At 60.5% G+C, this 16,519-nt stretch carries 13 protein-coding genes; 2 read left to right on the top strand and 11 right to left on the bottom strand.

The annotated features are described in order from the left end of the window. Nucleotides 1-24 precede the first annotated feature (24 nt). Nucleotides 25-1,269 (bottom strand): MFS transporter, encoded by a 1,245-nt coding sequence (locus tag OU26_RS02325; protein WP_033498838.1) that lies wholly within the window; start codon nt 1,267-1,269, stop codon nt 25-27. Nucleotides 1,270-1,393: 124 nt separating this feature from the next. Here OU26_RS02325 and OU26_RS02320 point away from each other — a divergent pair, with 124 nt between their 5' ends. Continuing rightward, on the top strand, nt 1,394-2,380 hold the full coding sequence (locus OU26_RS02320; RefSeq protein ID WP_420312206.1) for a hemagglutinin: 987 nt from the start codon (nt 1,394-1,396) through the stop codon (nt 2,378-2,380). A gap of 77 nt (nt 2,381-2,457) precedes the next feature. Here the strand turns inward: OU26_RS02320 and glnA are convergent, their stop codons facing one another. The 7 genes from glnA to hisD all read right to left on the bottom strand — a co-directional run bounded on the left by glnA (nt 2,458) and on the right by hisD (nt 9,579). Continuing rightward, nucleotides 2,458-3,795, bottom strand: a complete 1,338-nt coding sequence (gene glnA / locus OU26_RS02315; protein WP_026646220.1) for a type I glutamate--ammonia ligase — start codon at nt 3,793-3,795, stop codon at nt 2,458-2,460. 262 nt (nt 3,796-4,057) lie between these two features. Continuing rightward, nucleotides 4,058-4,783: a bifunctional 1-(5-phosphoribosyl)-5-((5-phosphoribosylamino)methylideneamino)imidazole-4-carboxamide isomerase/phosphoribosylanthranilate isomerase PriA gene (priA, locus tag OU26_RS02310; protein ID WP_026646221.1), complete on the bottom strand. Its 726-nt coding sequence runs from the start codon at nt 4,781-4,783 to the stop codon at nt 4,058-4,060. A 102-nt stretch (nt 4,784-4,885) separates the two neighbouring features. After that, nucleotides 4,886-5,533 carry an imidazole glycerol phosphate synthase subunit HisH gene (gene hisH, locus OU26_RS02305; RefSeq protein ID WP_026646222.1) on the bottom strand — a complete coding sequence of 216 codons (648 nt, stop codon included), beginning with the start codon at nt 5,531-5,533 and terminating at the stop codon, nt 4,886-4,888. 56 nt (nt 5,534-5,589) lie between these two features. Then, on the bottom strand, nt 5,590-6,366 hold the full coding sequence (locus OU26_RS02300; RefSeq protein ID WP_026646223.1) for a hypothetical protein: 777 nt from the start codon (nt 6,364-6,366) through the stop codon (nt 5,590-5,592). Next, nucleotides 6,366-6,965, bottom strand: a complete 600-nt coding sequence (hisB, locus tag OU26_RS02295) for an imidazoleglycerol-phosphate dehydratase HisB (RefSeq protein WP_026646224.1) — start codon at nt 6,963-6,965, stop codon at nt 6,366-6,368. Before hisB ends, OU26_RS02300 begins: the two co-directional genes overlap by 1 nt. Before the next feature lie 50 nt (nt 6,966-7,015). Further along, a complete protein-coding gene (locus OU26_RS02290; protein ID WP_026646225.1) occupies nt 7,016-8,200 on the bottom strand; it encodes a histidinol-phosphate transaminase in 1,185 nt (394 codons plus the stop codon). Continuing rightward, nucleotides 8,197-9,579, bottom strand: a complete 1,383-nt coding sequence (gene hisD, locus OU26_RS02285; protein ID WP_026646226.1) for a histidinol dehydrogenase — start codon at nt 9,577-9,579, stop codon at nt 8,197-8,199. The genes OU26_RS02290 and hisD overlap by 4 nt, the downstream gene beginning before the upstream one ends. 356 nt (nt 9,580-9,935) lie before the next feature. On the opposite strand from hisD, the gene OU26_RS09405 reads away from it, so the two are divergent. Next, nucleotides 9,936-11,255: an MFS transporter gene (locus OU26_RS09405; protein WP_237743749.1), complete on the top strand. Its 1,320-nt coding sequence runs from the start codon at nt 9,936-9,938 to the stop codon at nt 11,253-11,255. Between the two features lie 110 nt (nt 11,256-11,365). Here the strand turns inward: OU26_RS09405 and dnaE are convergent, their stop codons facing one another. The 3 genes from dnaE to OU26_RS02265 all read right to left on the bottom strand — a co-directional run bounded on the left by dnaE (nt 11,366) and on the right by OU26_RS02265 (nt 16,499). Continuing rightward, on the bottom strand, nt 11,366-14,956 hold the full coding sequence (gene dnaE, locus OU26_RS02275) for a DNA polymerase III subunit alpha (RefSeq protein WP_026646227.1): 3,591 nt from the start codon (nt 14,954-14,956) through the stop codon (nt 11,366-11,368). A gap of 62 nt (nt 14,957-15,018) precedes the next feature. Continuing rightward, nucleotides 15,019-15,948, bottom strand: coding sequence for an RluA family pseudouridine synthase (locus tag OU26_RS02270; protein ID WP_026646228.1), 930 nt, complete (start codon nt 15,946-15,948; stop codon nt 15,019-15,021). Beyond that, the gene (locus OU26_RS02265; protein ID WP_026646229.1) at nt 15,945-16,499 is read right to left on the bottom strand and encodes a signal peptidase II; all 555 of its coding nucleotides are present in this window, start codon (nt 16,497-16,499) and stop codon (nt 15,945-15,947) included. The genes OU26_RS02270 and OU26_RS02265 overlap by 4 nt, the downstream gene beginning before the upstream one ends. Nucleotides 16,500-16,519 lie beyond the last annotated feature (20 nt).

The raw sequence follows: 16,519 nt of genomic DNA, 5'->3' as shown, positions 1-16,519 counted from the left end.
TGGAATCGTGCGGAACGGAAACGTTCATGCGCGTTGGGTGGCATAGAACTTGCGTTCCTGCGCCACGAACGGACGCAGCATGGTGGTAGTGGCGATCGCGCATAGCAGGAACAGCGCGCCAACCGGGCCAAGCCATGTCAGTCCGAAATGTCCGTTGACCAGACCGCCGACCGCGGAACCAAGCGCGATGCCGATGTTGAACGACATGGAATTGAGCGACGCGGCCAAGTTGAGCGATCCCGGGTGCGATTGTGAGGCGACATCCATATACAGCACCTGTGACGCGGAATTCTGCAGATACATGAACATACCGAGTACCACGAGCAGCAACGCGCCGTATACCGGCACCCAATGCGCCACGACGAGCGACGCCATAAGCACCGCGTGCGCGCAGTAGATGGGACGGATGTGCGTCAGCGGCTCCACTCCCCCGCCACGGTCGGCCAGTTTGCCGCCGTACAGGTTGCTCCACAGGCATGCCGCGCCGAAAATCACCAGTCCGACGCTCAGGTACTGTTCCGGCACATGAACTTCGTCGCGCATGATCGGCGTCAGATACGTGTAGAAGACATAGCTGGCGGCCGCGCCGAACACCACGGTGAGCACACCAAGCTGGATACGACGGTCGAAGAACAGGCGGAACTGCGGCAGGAAGCCGATTTTCACGATGTGGCTGTTGCGCGGCAGCACCATGACCATGCCGATGATGAGAACGATGGTGAGCACATTGATCATATGGAACGCCCAACGCCAACCGAACGTGTTGGCCACCCATGTGCCGACCGGCACGCCCACCACGGATGCGATGGAGAAGCCGGAGAACACCCATGCGATGAATTTCGTACGGAATCTGTCCGTCGTCACATCGGGCGCGTACGTCATGGCCACAGCCACCAACGTTCCGGACACCAAGGCGATCATGATGCGCGCCACCACCAGAACCGCGTAGTTGGGCGCGAACGCGCATAGGATGTTGCCTGCGAGGAATATGCCGATCAGCGTCAGATGCGTGGCGAATCGCGGGAACCGTGCCGACAGCGCGGATCCGAGCGGGGTGACGGGCGCATACACGAAGGCGAACAGGGACACCAGATTGCCGACCGTCACCTCCGATATCTTCAGATCGGCTGCGATATCGGGCAGGATGCCGACCATGATGAATTCGCTCATGCCGAGCATGAAGCTTGACGCGATGAGCATCACCACCGGCAGATTGAAGAACCGTTCCTTGTCGATTCGCACTTTTCCGCTCTCCGCTTCCGTTCGCATTCCCCTATTCGTTTCCCGATATTTCGATTTGTTTAGCATCGCTTACGTCAATCGATTGACGATTTACTTTCTTCAGGAAAGGATAAACCGCGCGCGATACAATACGGTACCGATGACACGCAAGATGACACGCAAAACCAATCGGAGCGGAAACAGCGGCGGAAAAACCGGCGGAAACAGGTCACGCAACCGCAAAACAAGCAATCGCAAGACGGGCAACCGCAAATCCCTTGTTCCAAAGAATCTGCGCAGAAAACTGCGCAATACATGGAACAAGGCGAGCCTCAAGCAACGCATCGGCATGATCGCCACTACATTGGTGGCGACGGTCGCGGCGATAGCCATCATTGCGGGCCTAATCCGCTTTGTCGGCTGGCGTGTGCAGGTCAGTGAGGCGAAAGCGGCGCAGAGCGAGATGCGATCGCTGTACGATTTCAACCCGGGCAACATCATATCCGACGGCGCGTTCTTCAACGGCAACGCGTTAAGCGAGCGGCAGGTGCAGACCATCCTCGACCAGCAGGGCGCGACGTGCACCGGCGACAAGTGTCTGAAGACCATGACGTTCACCACGCAATCGCAGGCAGCAGACGATTACTGTCGGGCCTACGAGGGCAAGAAGGACGAAAGCGCCGCCGCGATCATCTACAAGGCGGGCAACGCATGCGGCATCAGCCAGAAGGTGCTGCTCACCGTACTGCAGAAGGAGCAGCATCTGCTCACCGCCACCGATCCAAGCGATTTTCAATTCAAATCAGCAATGGGCCTGAGCTGTCCGGACGACGCGAACTGCGATGCGAAATACGCCGGATTCTTCAACCAGGTGTACGGGGCGGCGAAGCGATACCAGTACTACGTGCGCCACGAATCGCAATACGCGTACCATGCCGGCGCTCTCAACTACGTACGATACAATCCGAACGCAGGCTGCGGCGGCAGCGACGTCTACATCGAGAACAAGGCGACCGCGCTGCTGTACATCTACACGCCCTACCAGCCGAACGAGGCCGCGCTCAAGGCCGGTGCCGGCGAAGGCGACGCGTGCTCGGCGTACGGCAACCGCAATTTCGCGATCATCTACAATTCGATGTTCGGCAATCCGCGTGGCTAACATCCGGAAAGCAAATGAAGGGCCGTCATCCGGATTGATGTTCCGGACAACGGCCCTTCAGCATATCGATTGCGCGATCACAGCTTCGGCAGATACTTCTTCAGTTCGAACGGCGTGACCTGTCGACGATACTCGTTCCACTCCTGACGCTTGTTGCGCAGGAAGTATTCGAACGCGTGCTCGCCGAGGACGCTCGCGACGAAATCGGATTTCTCCATGATCTTCAGCGCCTCATCAAGCGATTCCGGCAACGGCTGGATGCCCATGGCCTGACGCTCGGCGTCGGTGAGCTCCCACACGTCGTCGCTGGTGGGCTCGCCCAGCTGCATTTGCTTGTCGATGCCGTCGAGACCGGCTGCGAGCAGCACGGAATACGCGAGGTACGGATTGGCGACCGGGTCGAGTGCGCGGAATTCCATACGTGCGGAATTGCCTTTGCCGGGCTTGTACTGCGGGATGCGCAGCAACGCGGAGCGATTGTTGTGGCCCCAGCAGATATAGCTCGGCGCCTCGGCACCGCCCCACAGACGCTTGTAGGAGTTGACGTACTGGTCGGTGACAGCGCAAATCTCAGCCGCATGGTGCAGGATGCCGGCCGCGAACTGTCGTGCGGTGACGGACATGTTGAATTCCTGCCCGGCCTCGTAAAACGCGTTGGCGTCACCTTCGAACAGGCTCAAGTGCGTGTGCATGCCGGAGCCCGGAGCGTCGGCGAGAGGCTTCGGCATGAAGCTGGCATGGATGCCTCGCTCCAGCGAAATCTCCTTGACGACGGTGCGGAAGGTCATGATGTTGTCGGCCGTGGTGAGCGCGTCCGCATATCGCAGATCGATCTCGTTCTGGCCTGGCCCCGCCTCGTGGTGCGAGTACTCCACCGAGATGCCCATCTGCTCGAGCATGTTGACGGTGGCGCGGCGGAAGTCCATGCCGGGGCTGCGCGGCACATGGTCGAAGTAGCCGCCCTCATCGATCGGCTTCGGAGTCTGCGCCCAGTCATCCTGCTTTTCAAACAGATAGAATTCAATCTCCGGATGTACGTAGAAGGTGAAACCCTTCTCCTTGGCCTTGGCCAGCGCTTGCTTGAGCACGTGGCGCGGGTCACCCAAGGACGGCTCACCATCAGGCGTGAGCACGTCGCAGAACATGCGCGCGGTGCCCTGAGGACCACCTCTCCAGGGAAGAATCTGGAACGTCGACGGATCGGGTTTGACGATCATGTCGTCTTCGGACACACGGGTAAGGCCTTCCACCGCGGAACCGTCGAATCCGAGACCTTCCTCGAATGCCGCTTCCAATTCCGCCGGAGCGATGGCCACGGACTTCAGCGTTCCCAACACATCCGTGAACCATAGACGAATGAAACGCACGTCGCGTTCCTCGACCGTGCGCAAAGCAAACTCTTGCTGTTTATCCATAGTGCCCAATCGTTCCATGCGCATGTTACGAACATCGTTAACACGCGTCGTGTCGCACGATTCCGTTTTCAAGGCGAAATTTCGAATCGTGACACATCAACCGATATAGAAATACCCCCTTACCTTCCTCTCCACGCCGTTTTCGCATGGATTTTGAGAGTTGGGGGGTATTGATATGGGGTCGACTGTGTCACAATTCGAAATTTCAATCTAAAAATCGAGTCGTGACACATTTGCAACTATTGAAACGCGCCAAATGCTCTCAGAGTGCGACTTCGAGCGCCTCCTCCAGCGTGAAGGCACGCGCATACAGCGACTTGCCGAGAATCGCGGAGTCCACGCCCAATTCGGCGAGCTCCTTGATATTGCGCAGATCGTCGAGTTTGGAAATGCCGCCGGACGCGGTGACCTTCGCGTCGGTACGGGAGGCCACTTCGCGCAGCAGCTCGATGTTCGGGCCGCTCATCATGCCGTCGCGGGCCACATCGGTGACCACGTAACGGGAGCAACCGACGGAATCAAGGAACTTCATGGTCTCGAACAGGTCGCCGCCTTCCTTCACCCAGCCACGAGCGGCAAGGGTGTGTCCGCGCACGTCGAGACCAACGGCCACACGGTCGCCATACTTCTTGATGACGGAGGCGGTCCAGTCGGGATTCTCCAAGGCCGCGGTGCCGATGTTCACACGCGCCGCGCCGGCTTCCAAAGCCGCATCAAGCGACGCATCATCGCGCACGCCGCCGGACATTTCGATGTTGACCTTGTCGCCCAGCTCCTTAACGATGGCGCGCAGCTGGTCACGGTTGTTCCCAGTGCCGAACGCGGCGTCGAGATCGACCAGATGAATCCATTCGGCACCCGATTCCACCCACGTGCGGGCGGCTTCCAGCGGAGAGCCATAATCAGTCTCGGATCCGGATTCGCCCTGGCGCAGGCGCACGGCCTTGCCATCACGGACATCGACGGCGGGAAGCAGCGTCAAAGACATGTCTTACCTTTCGTTCCATATACCGGACGGTTTTTCGGCCGTCCGACGATTCTTGCGATTCTACGGTTTGTTTTGCGGATTGCGGCGTCCGCCATCATGCGGTCAGAACGTCGCGACCCAGTTGCGCAGCAGCTGGGCTCCGGCTTCTGCGGATTTCTCCGGATGGAACTGCGTGGCGAACAGCGGGGCGCGTTCGTATGCGGCGACGAAACGGCTGCGTCCGTACGTGCACCACGTCACATGCTCCTGCGCATCGCCGAAATCGATCTGATCGGCGGACATGTCGGCGGGAGCGGCGCTCATCGCGGCGAAGGAATGCACGAAGTAGAACCGCTCATTCTCCACGCCTTTGAGCAGCACGGAGCCTTCCGGCGCCTCAACGGTGTCCCAACCCATATGCGGCACCACGTCGGCGTCGAGCAGTTCGACACTGCCCTTGACCAGGCCAAGGCCGGGTGTGCCGTCGCCATGCTCCATGCCACGTTCGAACATGATCTGCTCGCCGACGCACACGCCCAGCACCGGGCGTCCGGCACGCAGACGATCCTTGATAACCGTGTCTCCCCCGACCTTCTTCAGCCCCTCCATGCAGGCTCCGAACGCGCCGACGCCCGGCACCACAAGCCCGTCGGCCTCCAACGCCTGATGATGGTCGGATGTGAGGGTCACATCAAGACCGAGATTGGCCAACGCGCGCACCATGGAACGCACATTGCCGAAACCGTAATCGAACACCACCACGGAAGTCATGGGAGTCCTCCTTCTTGTATGTTCGCCGAAGCACGGTGACGGCCACGGCGAAAAGCTTATTCGATGCGCGACGATCCGCGTCCGAATTTCGTATGCTCGGCCAAGATCCGCATGGCATCGTCGCGGCTCAGGCTCGCGGAATCGACGATTTCGGTTCCGGATGCGCGCACGCCCTCCATATCGGTGATGCCAAGCATGAGGTCTTCGACGAACGATGCGACGGATGCAAACAGCACCGGCGGGGCGAAGGCCTGTCCGGCCTTGCCCTGCATGTACATGGTCGCCTCAAGCTTGTCCGCTCGATTGACCGCAAGAATCGCCGGCATGCCGGAGACCACGATGGTCAGATCCTTGATGGCCGATTCCGGTCCGTCGCCGTCGAGGTTGCGCAATACTGCGACCGCGCCTTGCGGCGAACCGACGCATTGTGCGGAGATGTCGGACAACTGGCAGAAGGCAGCGAGCAGTTGGGCTGACGTGACCCGGGTGATGATCACCGCGGATTTCGCACGGTTACCCAGAAGTCCCTGCAGCTCGTCGTCGAACGAAAGCGACGTCTCAGCCTCGGAAAGCACCGCGTCGGCCTCCCGTGCCTCGTCCGAATCGACCGAAGTGGCCGAAGCGTCGGAATCCGAAACATCGGGCGTATCCTGCGTTTCGGACTTGTCGCCGTCCCGTTTGGCCGCCTCCTCGTCCTGGAGCTCCTTTTCAAAACCGGCCATGGCCGCTTCCAGCTCTTCCTCGCTGAAATGCATGCCATCATCGCCGGCTTCGCCGAAGCCGTTCGTGGAATCGTCCGGAAAATCGTCCAAATCGTCCTTGTCGTCGGACATCACAGGGCGCCCTTCGTGCTCGGAATGCCATCGACGCGCGGATCCGGTTCGATGGCGAAGCGCAGCGCACGCGCCAAAGCCTTGAACTCGGCTTCGGCGATATGGTGCGGGTCACGACCGGAAATCACGTGCAGATGCAGGCAGATGCCTGCGTGCATGGCGATGGATTCCATGACGTGCCGAACGAGCGATCCGGTGAAATGCCCGCCGATCATGCAATATTCGAAACCTTCCGGTTCGCCGGTGCACACGCAGTACGGACGTCCGGAGATGTCCACGACGGCCTTGGCCAGCGCCTCGTCAAGCGGCACGGTGGCGTCGGCGAAACGGCGAATGCCACGCTTGTCTCCGAGAGCCTGCTTCAACGCCTCGCCGAACACGATGGCGATGTCCTCCACGGTGTGGTGCGCGTCGATGTCGGTGTCTCCGGTGGCCTTGATTCTCAGGTCGATCAGCGAATGCTTGCCGAGCGCCGTCATCATATGGTTGTAGAAGGGCACGGACGTGTCGATATCGGTTTTGCCCGTGCCGTCGAGGTTGAGGCTCAGCTCCACCTTGGATTCGCTGGTTTCACGAACGATGGTTGCGGTGCGTGCCATGATTGCGACTCCTTTTCACGATGATTGCGATTCTGTTGCGTCGGCTTGTCTCAGCCTTTTTCCACGATACGCAGCGTTTCGACGAGCGCCTCGCGGAATCGCGCCATCTCCTCGTCGGTGCCCATGCACACGCGCATCCAGCCTTCCGGACCGACCACGCGGATGAGTACGCCCCGCTTGAGCAGTTCGTCGAAGATGCGGTCGCGGTCATCGAAGTGGCCGCCGAAGAGGATGAAGTTCGATTGCGTTTCGGCCACTTCCAGCGGCTGACCCTTGTAGGTCTGCTGCTTGAGCCAGGCGGCGGTGGCGTTGCGGGTCTCACGCAGATGGTTCACGCGGCTCAGCTGCTCGTCGGTGTGTTCGAACGCGGCGAGGGCGGCGGCCTGGGTGACCGCGGACAGGTGGTACGGCATGCGGACAATGCGCACGCAGTCGATGATGCCCTTGCTGGCGGCCATATAGCCGACGCGCGCTCCGGCAAAGGCGAAGGCCTTGCTCATGGTGCGGCTCACGGCGAGATTCTCGTATTCACCGATGAGTTCCAGCGCGGTGGGCGTTCCCGGATCGCGGAATTCGATGTAGGCCTCGTCCACCACGACCACCGGGTGCACGCCTTCGGCCGCGCCCGCCACTTCAGCGGTTCTGGCGGCTTCCAACACCCGCTTGAGGTCCTCAGGCTTGAGCGGGGTTCCGGTCGGATTGTTCGGGCTGGTGAGCACGATCATGGCCGGCTTGACCTCTTCGATGGCCTTGATGGTGGCGTCCACGTCAAGAGTGAAGTCAGCATTGCGGTGCGCGAGCTTCCACGTGGTGAACGTGTCGCGCGCGTACTCCGGGTACATGGAGTACGTCGGGTCGCAGCCAAGGGCGGTTCGTCCCGGACCGCCGAAGGCCTGGAACAGCTGCAGCATGATCTCGTTGGAGCCGTTGGCTCCCCACAGCTGGTCGACATCCAGTCTCACGCCGGATTCGCGTTCCAGATATTTCGAGAACGCCTTGCGCAGCTCGATGTGCTCGCGGTCCGGATACCGGTTGAGCGTCGGCGCGATCTCCTTGACGCGCTGGGCGATGGTTTCCACTACCGCCGGTTCCGGCGCATACGGGTTCTCGTTGACGTTGAGGCATATCGGCACGTCGAGCTGCGGCGCACCGTACGGCTCCTCGCCGATCAAATCGTTGCGAAGCGGCAGGTATGCCGGAATCGCGTTGCTTTCAGCTGCGGAAGTTGCGCTCATCGAAGACCAGCCTGCTCTTCCTGTTCCTTGATGGTCGCCTTGTCATACGGATCGTCGATGAAGCGGCTCAGCACGCATTCGCCGTGCGCCGGCAGATCTTCGGAGACGGCGAAGGCGTTCACGCGGGCGGCGAGCGTCTTCAGACCCTGCTCGTCGTATTCGATGACTTCGACGGGCTTCATGAAGGTGTGCACGCCGAGGCCGGCGGCGAAGCGCGCGGTGCCGGAGGTCGGCAGCACGTGGTTGGAACCGGACATGTAGTCGCCCAGCGGAACCGGGGAATACGGGCCACGGAAGATGGCGCCCGCGTTGCGGATCTTGGCAATCACCGCGTCCGGATCGGCGGTCTGCACTTCGAGGTGCTCGGCGGCGTATGCGTTGGCCGCGTCGATGGACTGCTCGATGCCATCCGTGAAGATGATGCCGGACTGGCGGCCACGCAGCGACGTGTTGACGCGCTCGGCATGCTCGGTACGCGGCACGCGGTATCGAAGGCTTTCCTGAACCTTGTCGGCAAGCTCCTCACTGTCGGTGATGAGCACGGAACCGGCAAGCTCATCATGCTCGGCCTGACCGATCAGATCGGCGGCGAGCCAACTCGGGTTGGCGCCCTTGTCTGCGATGATGGCGATTTCGGTCGGGCCGGCGACCGCGTCGATGCCGACGATGCCGGACACCATGCGCTTGGCGGTGGCGACGAAGATGTTGCCCGGACCGGTGATCTTGTCGACCGGGTCGCACAGGATCTCGCCGTCCTGCGGCTCGGATCCCTTGGCGCCGTAAGCGAACATGGCGATGGCCTGCGCGCCTCCGACCGCGTACACCTCGTCCACGCCGAGGATGGCGCAGGTGGCGAGGATGGTCTTGTCCGGCAGACCGTCGGAGTTGTTGCGGCTCGGCGGGGTCGCAATCGCCAGGGATTCGACGCCCGCTGCCTGGGCCGGCACCACGTTCATGATGACGGAGCTCGGGTAGACGGCCTTGCCACCAGGCACGTACAGTCCGACGCGCTGCACCGGAATCCAGCGTTCGGCGACGCGTGCGCCTTCGGCCAGATCGGTGTGGAACGGCGCGGGCACTTGGGACGCGGAGACGGCGCGGCAGCGGCGCACGGACTCCTCGATGGCGGCACGCACTTCCGGATCGAGCTCGTCGAGCGCGGCCTTCATAGCCTCGGCCGGCACACGCAGGTTCTCAGGGCGAATATGGTCGAACTTCTCCGCGAAATCACGCAAGGCCGCAGCGCCGCGAGCCTTCACGTCGTCAAGGATCGGCTGCACAAGTTCGGTGGCCTCGTTGGTGCCCATCTCAGCGCGGGGCATGGCTTCCAGCATTTCGGCTCGGGTCAGCTTCTTGCCTCGCAGGTCAATGATTCGCATATAGTTTTCTTCGCTCATAACGCACCATGGTAACAACGTCAAGTCACGAGAAAGCCCTGGCGTCTCACATTCAACCGCATTGTGAGACGCTGCGGGATATCGAGGGTTTCGCACGCGGCATCGCGCAGCTGCGTGCATCCATGCCCACCTTCCATCCGCGACTCGAGAATAGGGCATCCATACCCCGATGTGTTACGTGACAACCGTTACATGACGGTGTTAGGTTGCTGCCAATCAGACAACCACGATGGCCAAGGAGGACACCGCCCATGTCACAACAATCGTAAAAGATTCCAAAGACAGCAGCAAAACCGAAATTCTTCTACGGATGGTGGATAGTCATCGGCGGTTTTCTGATGATGGCCACCTGCTATACGACGTTCGTCAACTGTTCGTCGCTGTTCCAGACGCATATCGTCTCGGACCTGCACATGACCATCGGCCAGTACAACACCGGCACTTCGCTCGCTTCTCTGATTTCGATCGTCGCCACGCTGTTCATGGGCACCCTGATCGACCGGCTGGGCGCGCGCCAGATTGCGTCCTGTCTGGTGATACTTTCCGCGGTGCTGCTGTTCGGATATTCCGCGGCCACCGCTCCCTGGCATATCTATCTGCTTGCCGCGGTCTCCGGCACGTTGATCACGTCCGGCGTACGTCTGTTCATCTCCGTGGTGGTGACCAATTGGTTCAATCTCAAGCGTGGACTCGCCGTTTCCACGGCGTTGTGCGGTTCCGGTTTCGGTGGCATGATCCTCTCCCCCGTGGCCAGCGCCATCATCGCCAACTATGGCTGGCGCACCGCCTATGTGGTGCTCGGCGTCATCTGCCTGGTGGCGGCGCTGCCGATTCCGGTGATCTTCTTCCGCACCAAGCCGAGTGAGAAGGGACTGCTGCCGCTGGGCGCCGAACTGAGTGATGAGGAGATCAAGGAGGCCGAGCGCAAAAGCGGCCATTCGCTATCCGAAGTGAACGTCGCGGTCGGCTGGAAAGTGCTGCGCAGGCATGCCGGTTTCTGGCTGCTAGTGTTGGGATTCCTGTTCGTCGGCGTCATCAATGGCGCGGTGTCCGTGAACATGGTGTCCAACATGACATCCGTCAACAACAACGGCACCGAAGTGGTGACGGGAGGCCACAGCGTGGTGTGGGCCGGAACCATCATGTCGTTGTATATGGGCGTCGTATTGGTGGCGAAGGTGGCTCTTGGCTGGATTTTCGACCGTTTCGGCATGTACGGCGGCGTGTTTGTCGGATCCGTGTCCTGCCTGCTCGCCTGCCTGTTCCTGTGTTTCCCGACCACGGATTGGGGTCCGATTCTCGCCGCGGTTTTCTATGGTATCGGAACCTGCACCGCCACGATCGGCCCGTCGATTATGATCACGCACGAATACGGCCGCCGTGATGTCGGCAAGCTGACCGGTTTCGCGGTGTCCGCCACCGCGCTCGGCGGCATCATCGGCGCGATCGTGTCCGGTCTCGCGTTCGACAAGGCGCTGTCATTCACCCCGGCCTGGATCATCGGCATCGTCTGTTCGGTGTTGATGGCGGTGTCGTTGTCCGCATCCGCGGCCATGTCCAAGAACGTGGTGGCCAAGTGCATCGCCGACGGCGCTCCGAAGATCGATGCCGAAGGCAACATCATCGAGGAAGGCCAGACGGAAGAGCAACAGGCCTGATCTCAACTCCTTTGAAAGACACGGAACGGGCCGTGGAAATCCATCGATTCCAGATTTCCACGGCCCGTTTCGTCGCTGCTTTCCGCTAAGCGCGCTGAGCGCCCGACCGATCAGGACAGCGGCAGCGAACTTGGGCCGAACAGGATCTTGATTTCGGCAAACAAGGACGTGTCGCGCTTGACGCGGAACCGGTCGCCGAACGTCAGCACCTTGGCGTTGCCCTTGTCATCCATCAGCGCCAGTTTCACCTCGCACGGTCCGGGATGGCTGGTCAGGATCTCACCCAAACGTCGCACATGCGACTGGTCGAGAGCGATCGGCGGCAGGACGATCGTCACTGGACGCTCGTCCTGCGCCTCCAACGTCGGTACGGCGAATTCGGTGGCGCGCATGCTCACCGTCTCGTCGCGTTTCTCCACCTGGCCGCGTATCTGCGCCACGGTGTCAACCGCCAGTTCGGAGGCTGCGGCCTCGTATACCTTGCCGAAGAACATGCATTGGATGGAGCTTTCCAGATCCTCGATGGTCACGATGGCCCAGGGGTTTCCCTTCTTCGACACACGTCGGTCCACGTTCGTGATAAGTCCCGCGATAGTCACCTGCTGCCCGTCCGGCATGCTTCCCGCGCGGTCGATCAGATGCGCGATGGACATTTCGCGCAGCGACACCAGAACCGACTGCATACCGCTCAACGGATGGTCGGAGACATACAGGCCAAGCATCTCGCGTTCGAAGTTCAGTTTGGTCTTCTTGTCCCACTCCTCCACATCGGGCACCTGGACCATGGCGTCTCCCATCGCGGAATCGTCCTCACTGGAATCATCCAGATCCGCGAACAGGTCAAATTGGCCTTCCGCCTGCTTGCGCTTCAGCCCGACCACGGAATTGATGGCCGTCTCATGAATGGTGAACAGGGCCCTGCGGTTCGGATCGATCGAATCGAACGCGCCCGCCTTGATCAACGATTCCACCAGACGCCGGTTCAGCGCCTCCAATGGCACGCGCTTGATGAAGTCGGTGAAGTTCACATACTTGCCGCGGCCGCTCTCTCGTTCCGCAATGATCGCATCCACGGCATTCTTGCCGACGTTGCGGATGGCGCCGAGGCCGAATCGCACGACATCGCCGACGGCCGAATATTCGTACACCGATTCGTTCACGTCCGGTGACAGCACCTGGATGCCCATGCGTCGAGCCTCGCCCAGATACAACGCGGTCTTGTTCTTGTTCGTGCTGGCGCCCTGCAACAAGGCGGCCATGAACTCCACCGGGTAGTGGGTCTTCAGGTATGCGGTCCAGTAGGAAATCAAACCGTATGCGGCGGAATGCGCCTTGTTGAACGCGTAACCGGAGAACGGCACGAGAATGTCCCACACGGCCTGTGCGGCCTCTTTGGAATATCCGTGTTCCCTCATGCCGGCGAAAAACGGGATCTGCTCCTTGGCCAGCACTTCCGGCTTCTTCTTACCCATCGCTCGACGCAGCACATCGGCCTTGCCCAGCGAATAACCCGCGAGGATTCGCGCCGCGGACTGCACCTGCTCCTGATAGACGATCAGACCATAGGTCTCGTCCAGCACCTCCTTGAGCGGCTCGGCCACTTCGGGGTGGATAGGCGTGATCTTCTGCAAACCGTTCTTGCGCTTCGCATAGTTGGTGTGCGAGTCCATATCCATCGGACCCGGACGGTACAAGGCGATCAGTGCGGAGATGTCGTTGAAGTTGTTCGGTTTCAACGTCTTCAGCAGCGAGCGCATGCCGTCGGAATCGAGCTGGAACACGCCGAGCGTGTCGCCTCGTGACAGCAGGTCGTAGGTGGCGCGGTCGTCCAGCGGGATCTTCGTATGGTCGATGCGCTCCTTGCCGTTCGCCTCGATGTTGTTCAGGGTGTCTCGGATCACCGTCAAGTTGGACAGGCCAAGGAAATCCATTTTGACCAGGCCAAGCGTTTCGCATGTGTGGTATTCGAGCGTGGTGGTGATGGTACCGTCGGTGCGTTCCAGCAGCGGCGACGTGTTGGTGATCGGCTCGCTACCCATGATGGTGGCGCAAGCGTGCACACCGGTCTGTCGGATCAGTCCTTCGATGCCCATCGCCTCGTCCGTGATGCGTTTCGCATCCGGGTCGGAATCGTACAGTTCACGGAATTCGCGTGCCTCGGCGTATCGTTTCGCGCTCGGATCGAAGATGTCGTGCAGCGGAATATCCTTGCCACCGGTCTGCGCTGGTGGCAGCGCCTTGGTGATCTTCTCGCCCACCGAGAAGTCGTATCCCATGATGCGGGCGGAGTCCTTCAACGCCTGCTTGGTTTTGATGGTGCCGTAGATCACGCACTGCGCCACTTTGTCGCGTCCGTATTTCTCGCCCACATAATCAAGCACGCGGCCGCGGCCGTCCGGGTCGAAATCAACATCGATATCAGGCAGCGAGACGCGTTCCGGGTTGAGGAATCGTTCGAAGATCAAACCATGCTTGAGCGGGTCGAGTTCGGTGATGCCCATGGCGTACGCCACCATGGCGCCTGCGGCGGATCCACGGCCGGGCCCCACCATCACGCCGTGCGACTTCGCCCAATTGATGTAGTCGGCCACGACGAGGAAGTAGCCGCAGAACTGCATCTGGCAGATCACGCCGCATTCGTAGTCGGCCTGCCGTAGCACTTCAATCGGTGGATGGCCGTTGTAACGCCGTTCCAGGCCTTCCTCGACCTTCTTGAGGAACAGGGATGTCTCGTCCCATCCTTCCGGGCAATCAAAACGCGGCATGAACGCGCCGTCCTCATGGTCGTCGAACATGACGTTGCAGCGTTCGGCGATCTCCAACGTGTTGTCGCACGCTTCAGGAACGTCCTTGAACAGTTCTCGCATCTCTTCGGCGGACTTCAGGTAGTAGCCGGTGCCGTCGAACTTGAATCGTCCCGGCTCATCCAATTTGGAACCGGAGTTGATGCACAGCATGGCGTCCTGCGCGCCCGCGTCCTCGGCACGCGTGTAGTGCGAATCGTTGGTGGCGAGCAACGGCGCTTTGAGCCTTTTCGCGATGTCGAGCAGGTCATTGGCCACCTGCCTCTCGATTTTCAGTCCGTGATCCATCAATTCGATGTAGAAGTTGTCACGGCCAAAGATGTCCTGGAGCTCGCCAGCCGCACGCAATGCTTCGTCGAACTGTCCCAGAAGAAGTCGCGTCTGGATGATGCCCGACGGACAACCGGACGAGGCGATGACGCCTTTCGAGTATTTGGCCAGAACCTCCTTATCCATACGGGGGTAACGCATGACGCGTCCCTCGAGGTTCGCGTCGGTGGAGGCCTTCATGAGATTCACCAGACCCTCATCGTTCTCCGCCCACATGGTCATATGGGTGATGACGCCGGTGCCTGACACGTCATTCGGGTTACGACGCCGGTGCAGCGGGTCGAGATCAGGATTCCAGTTGGTGTCCCAGCTCACACGGGTGGGATCCTGACGCGCGGTTTCCGGCGTCACGTAGGCTTCTATACCGATGATGGGCTTGATTCCCACGTCGACCGCATTGCGCCACATCTCATAGGCGCCATGCATGTTGCCATGGTCGGTGATGCCGATGGCCGGCATGCCCAATTCCTTGGCGCGCTTGACCAGATCCGGTATTTTCGACGCGCCATCAAGCAGCGAATAATGCGTATGGTTATGCAGTTGCACGAAATTTCCGGAAGTAGCCATGTTTTCCAATCTACCTGCGATTGGTGACGTACGCCCCCATTCCATGCCGTACGGCCACGTAACTATTGCGGCTGTTCGGCGTGCCGTGCGCGCATCACATCAAGCGCGTGCTGCAGGTCTGCCGGATAATGCGATTTGACTGTGGTCCACACATGTGTTCTCGGGTGGCGGAACTCGAGCTGCATGGAATGCAGCCACTGGCGTTCGAGCCCAAGCGCCTCGCTCAGCTGCGGGTTCGCGCCATACATGGCGTCCCCGGCCAATGGATGTCCGATGGATGAGAAATGCACGCGGATCTGATGGGTGCGTCCCGTCTCCAGGTTCACAGACACGAGCGTGGCCTCGCCGAAACGCTCCAGCACGTCCCAATGCGTGATGGCCTCCTTGCCGGCCGGTGTCACGCAGAAGCGGAAGTCGGAGACTTTGGCACGCCCAATCGGCGCCTCGATTGTGGCTTTGTCCTCCTTGAGGTTGCCCTGCACGAGCGCATGATACGTCTTGACGACCTCATGTTCGGAGAACTGCCTGCGCATCTCCACATACGCCAAATCGGACTTGCATACGAGCATCAGTCCCGACGTGCCCACGTCAAGCCTTGACACAATACCCTGACGCCCCGCGGCGCCATACGATGTGATGTGCACTCCCCTGTCGATCAGGCTGCCGAGCACGGTCGGACCGGTCCATCCCACGGACGCGTGCGCGGCTACGCCGACCGGCTTGTCCACCACCACGACGTCGTCATCCTCGTAGACGACCGCCATATCGTGGGCGATCGGTTCAGGCTGGGCACGTTCCTCCACGATATCGAATTCGACGGTTTCGCCCGCCTGCAGATTCGACGATTTGGAGATGTCCCTGCCAAGCACACGCGCCTGTCCGCTCTCGATGAGATCCGCCGCTTTGGCACGGGAGATTCCGAGCATTTTGGCGACGGCCACGTCGAATCGTCTGCCGACGAGCGCGTCGGGAGCAGGTACAAGCCGGCTCATGCGGTCTTCGCCCCGTTAACGTTTTCGTTGGACTCCTTGGAACCTTCGAGTTCATCAAGTTCCTGCCGGCTGTACGGTTCGCCGAAGAGCAGCAGCAACACCGCGGCGATTCCGGCGAACATGAGGAACACGTCAGCCACATTGCCGACGGACCACCCATAGTTCAGAAAGTCCACGACCTTGCCGTTGAGGAATCCTTGGGCGTAGGCCACGCGGTCGATGAGGTTGCCGAACGCTCCGGCGAAGCCGAAGGCGAACACCACCGTCCATTTCATGGAGATGGTACGCACGGCAAGCGCAACCAACACCACGCAGGCCGCCATCGCCAGCAGGGAGATCAACCAGGTCATGCCGGATCCCATGCCGAGGGACGCTCCCGGATTACGCACCAACATGAACGACAGCAGTCCGGGAATCACACGTATGGTGCATCCATCGGACAACGCGGACAACGCCCACGCCTTGGTGAGCTGGTCGATAGCGATCGCAGCGACAGCAATACACGCAAAGACGGCCACGCGGATGCGCAGCCGTCTTTGATCATTCTTCATGATGTCAGACACAGGCTATT

It is taken from the genome of Bifidobacterium ruminantium DSM 6489, assembly GCF_000770925.1.
GTDB lineage: Bacteria > Actinomycetota > Actinomycetes > Actinomycetales > Bifidobacteriaceae > Bifidobacterium > Bifidobacterium ruminantium.
This window is presented reverse-complemented; position numbering and strand designations above follow the sequence as displayed.

Coding starts and splice junctions, on each gene's coding strand:
- OU26_RS02325 (WP_033498838.1), bottom strand. CDS start 1,269: ATGCGAACGGAAGCGGAGAGCGGAAAAGTGCGAATCGACAAGGAACGG.
- OU26_RS02320 (WP_420312206.1), top strand. CDS start 1,394: ATGACACGCAAAACCAATCGGAGCGGAAACAGCGGCGGAAAAACCGGC.
- glnA (WP_026646220.1), bottom strand. CDS start 3,795: ATGGATAAACAGCAAGAGTTTGCTTTGCGCACGGTCGAGGAACGCGAC.
- priA (WP_026646221.1), bottom strand. CDS start 4,783: ATGTCTTTGACGCTGCTTCCCGCCGTCGATGTCCGTGATGGCAAGGCC.
- hisH (WP_026646222.1), bottom strand. CDS start 5,533: ATGACTTCCGTGGTGGTGTTCGATTACGGTTTCGGCAATGTGCGTTCC.
- OU26_RS02300 (WP_026646223.1), bottom strand. CDS start 6,366: ATGTCCGACGACAAGGACGATTTGGACGATTTTCCGGACGATTCCACG.
- hisB (WP_026646224.1), bottom strand. CDS start 6,965: ATGGCACGCACCGCAACCATCGTTCGTGAAACCAGCGAATCCAAGGTG.
- OU26_RS02290 (WP_026646225.1), bottom strand. CDS start 8,200: ATGAGCGCAACTTCCGCAGCTGAAAGCAACGCGATTCCGGCATACCTG.
- hisD (WP_026646226.1), bottom strand. CDS start 9,579: ATGCGAATCATTGACCTGCGAGGCAAGAAGCTGACCCGAGCCGAAATG.
- OU26_RS09405 (WP_237743749.1), top strand. CDS start 9,936: ATGATGGCCACCTGCTATACGACGTTCGTCAACTGTTCGTCGCTGTTC.
- dnaE (WP_026646227.1), bottom strand. CDS start 14,956: ATGGCTACTTCCGGAAATTTCGTGCAACTGCATAACCATACGCATTAT.
- OU26_RS02270 (WP_026646228.1), bottom strand. CDS start 15,948: ATGAGCCGGCTTGTACCTGCTCCCGACGCGCTCGTCGGCAGACGATTC.
- OU26_RS02265 (WP_026646229.1), bottom strand. CDS start 16,499: ATGAAGAATGATCAAAGACGGCTGCGCATCCGCGTGGCCGTCTTTGCG.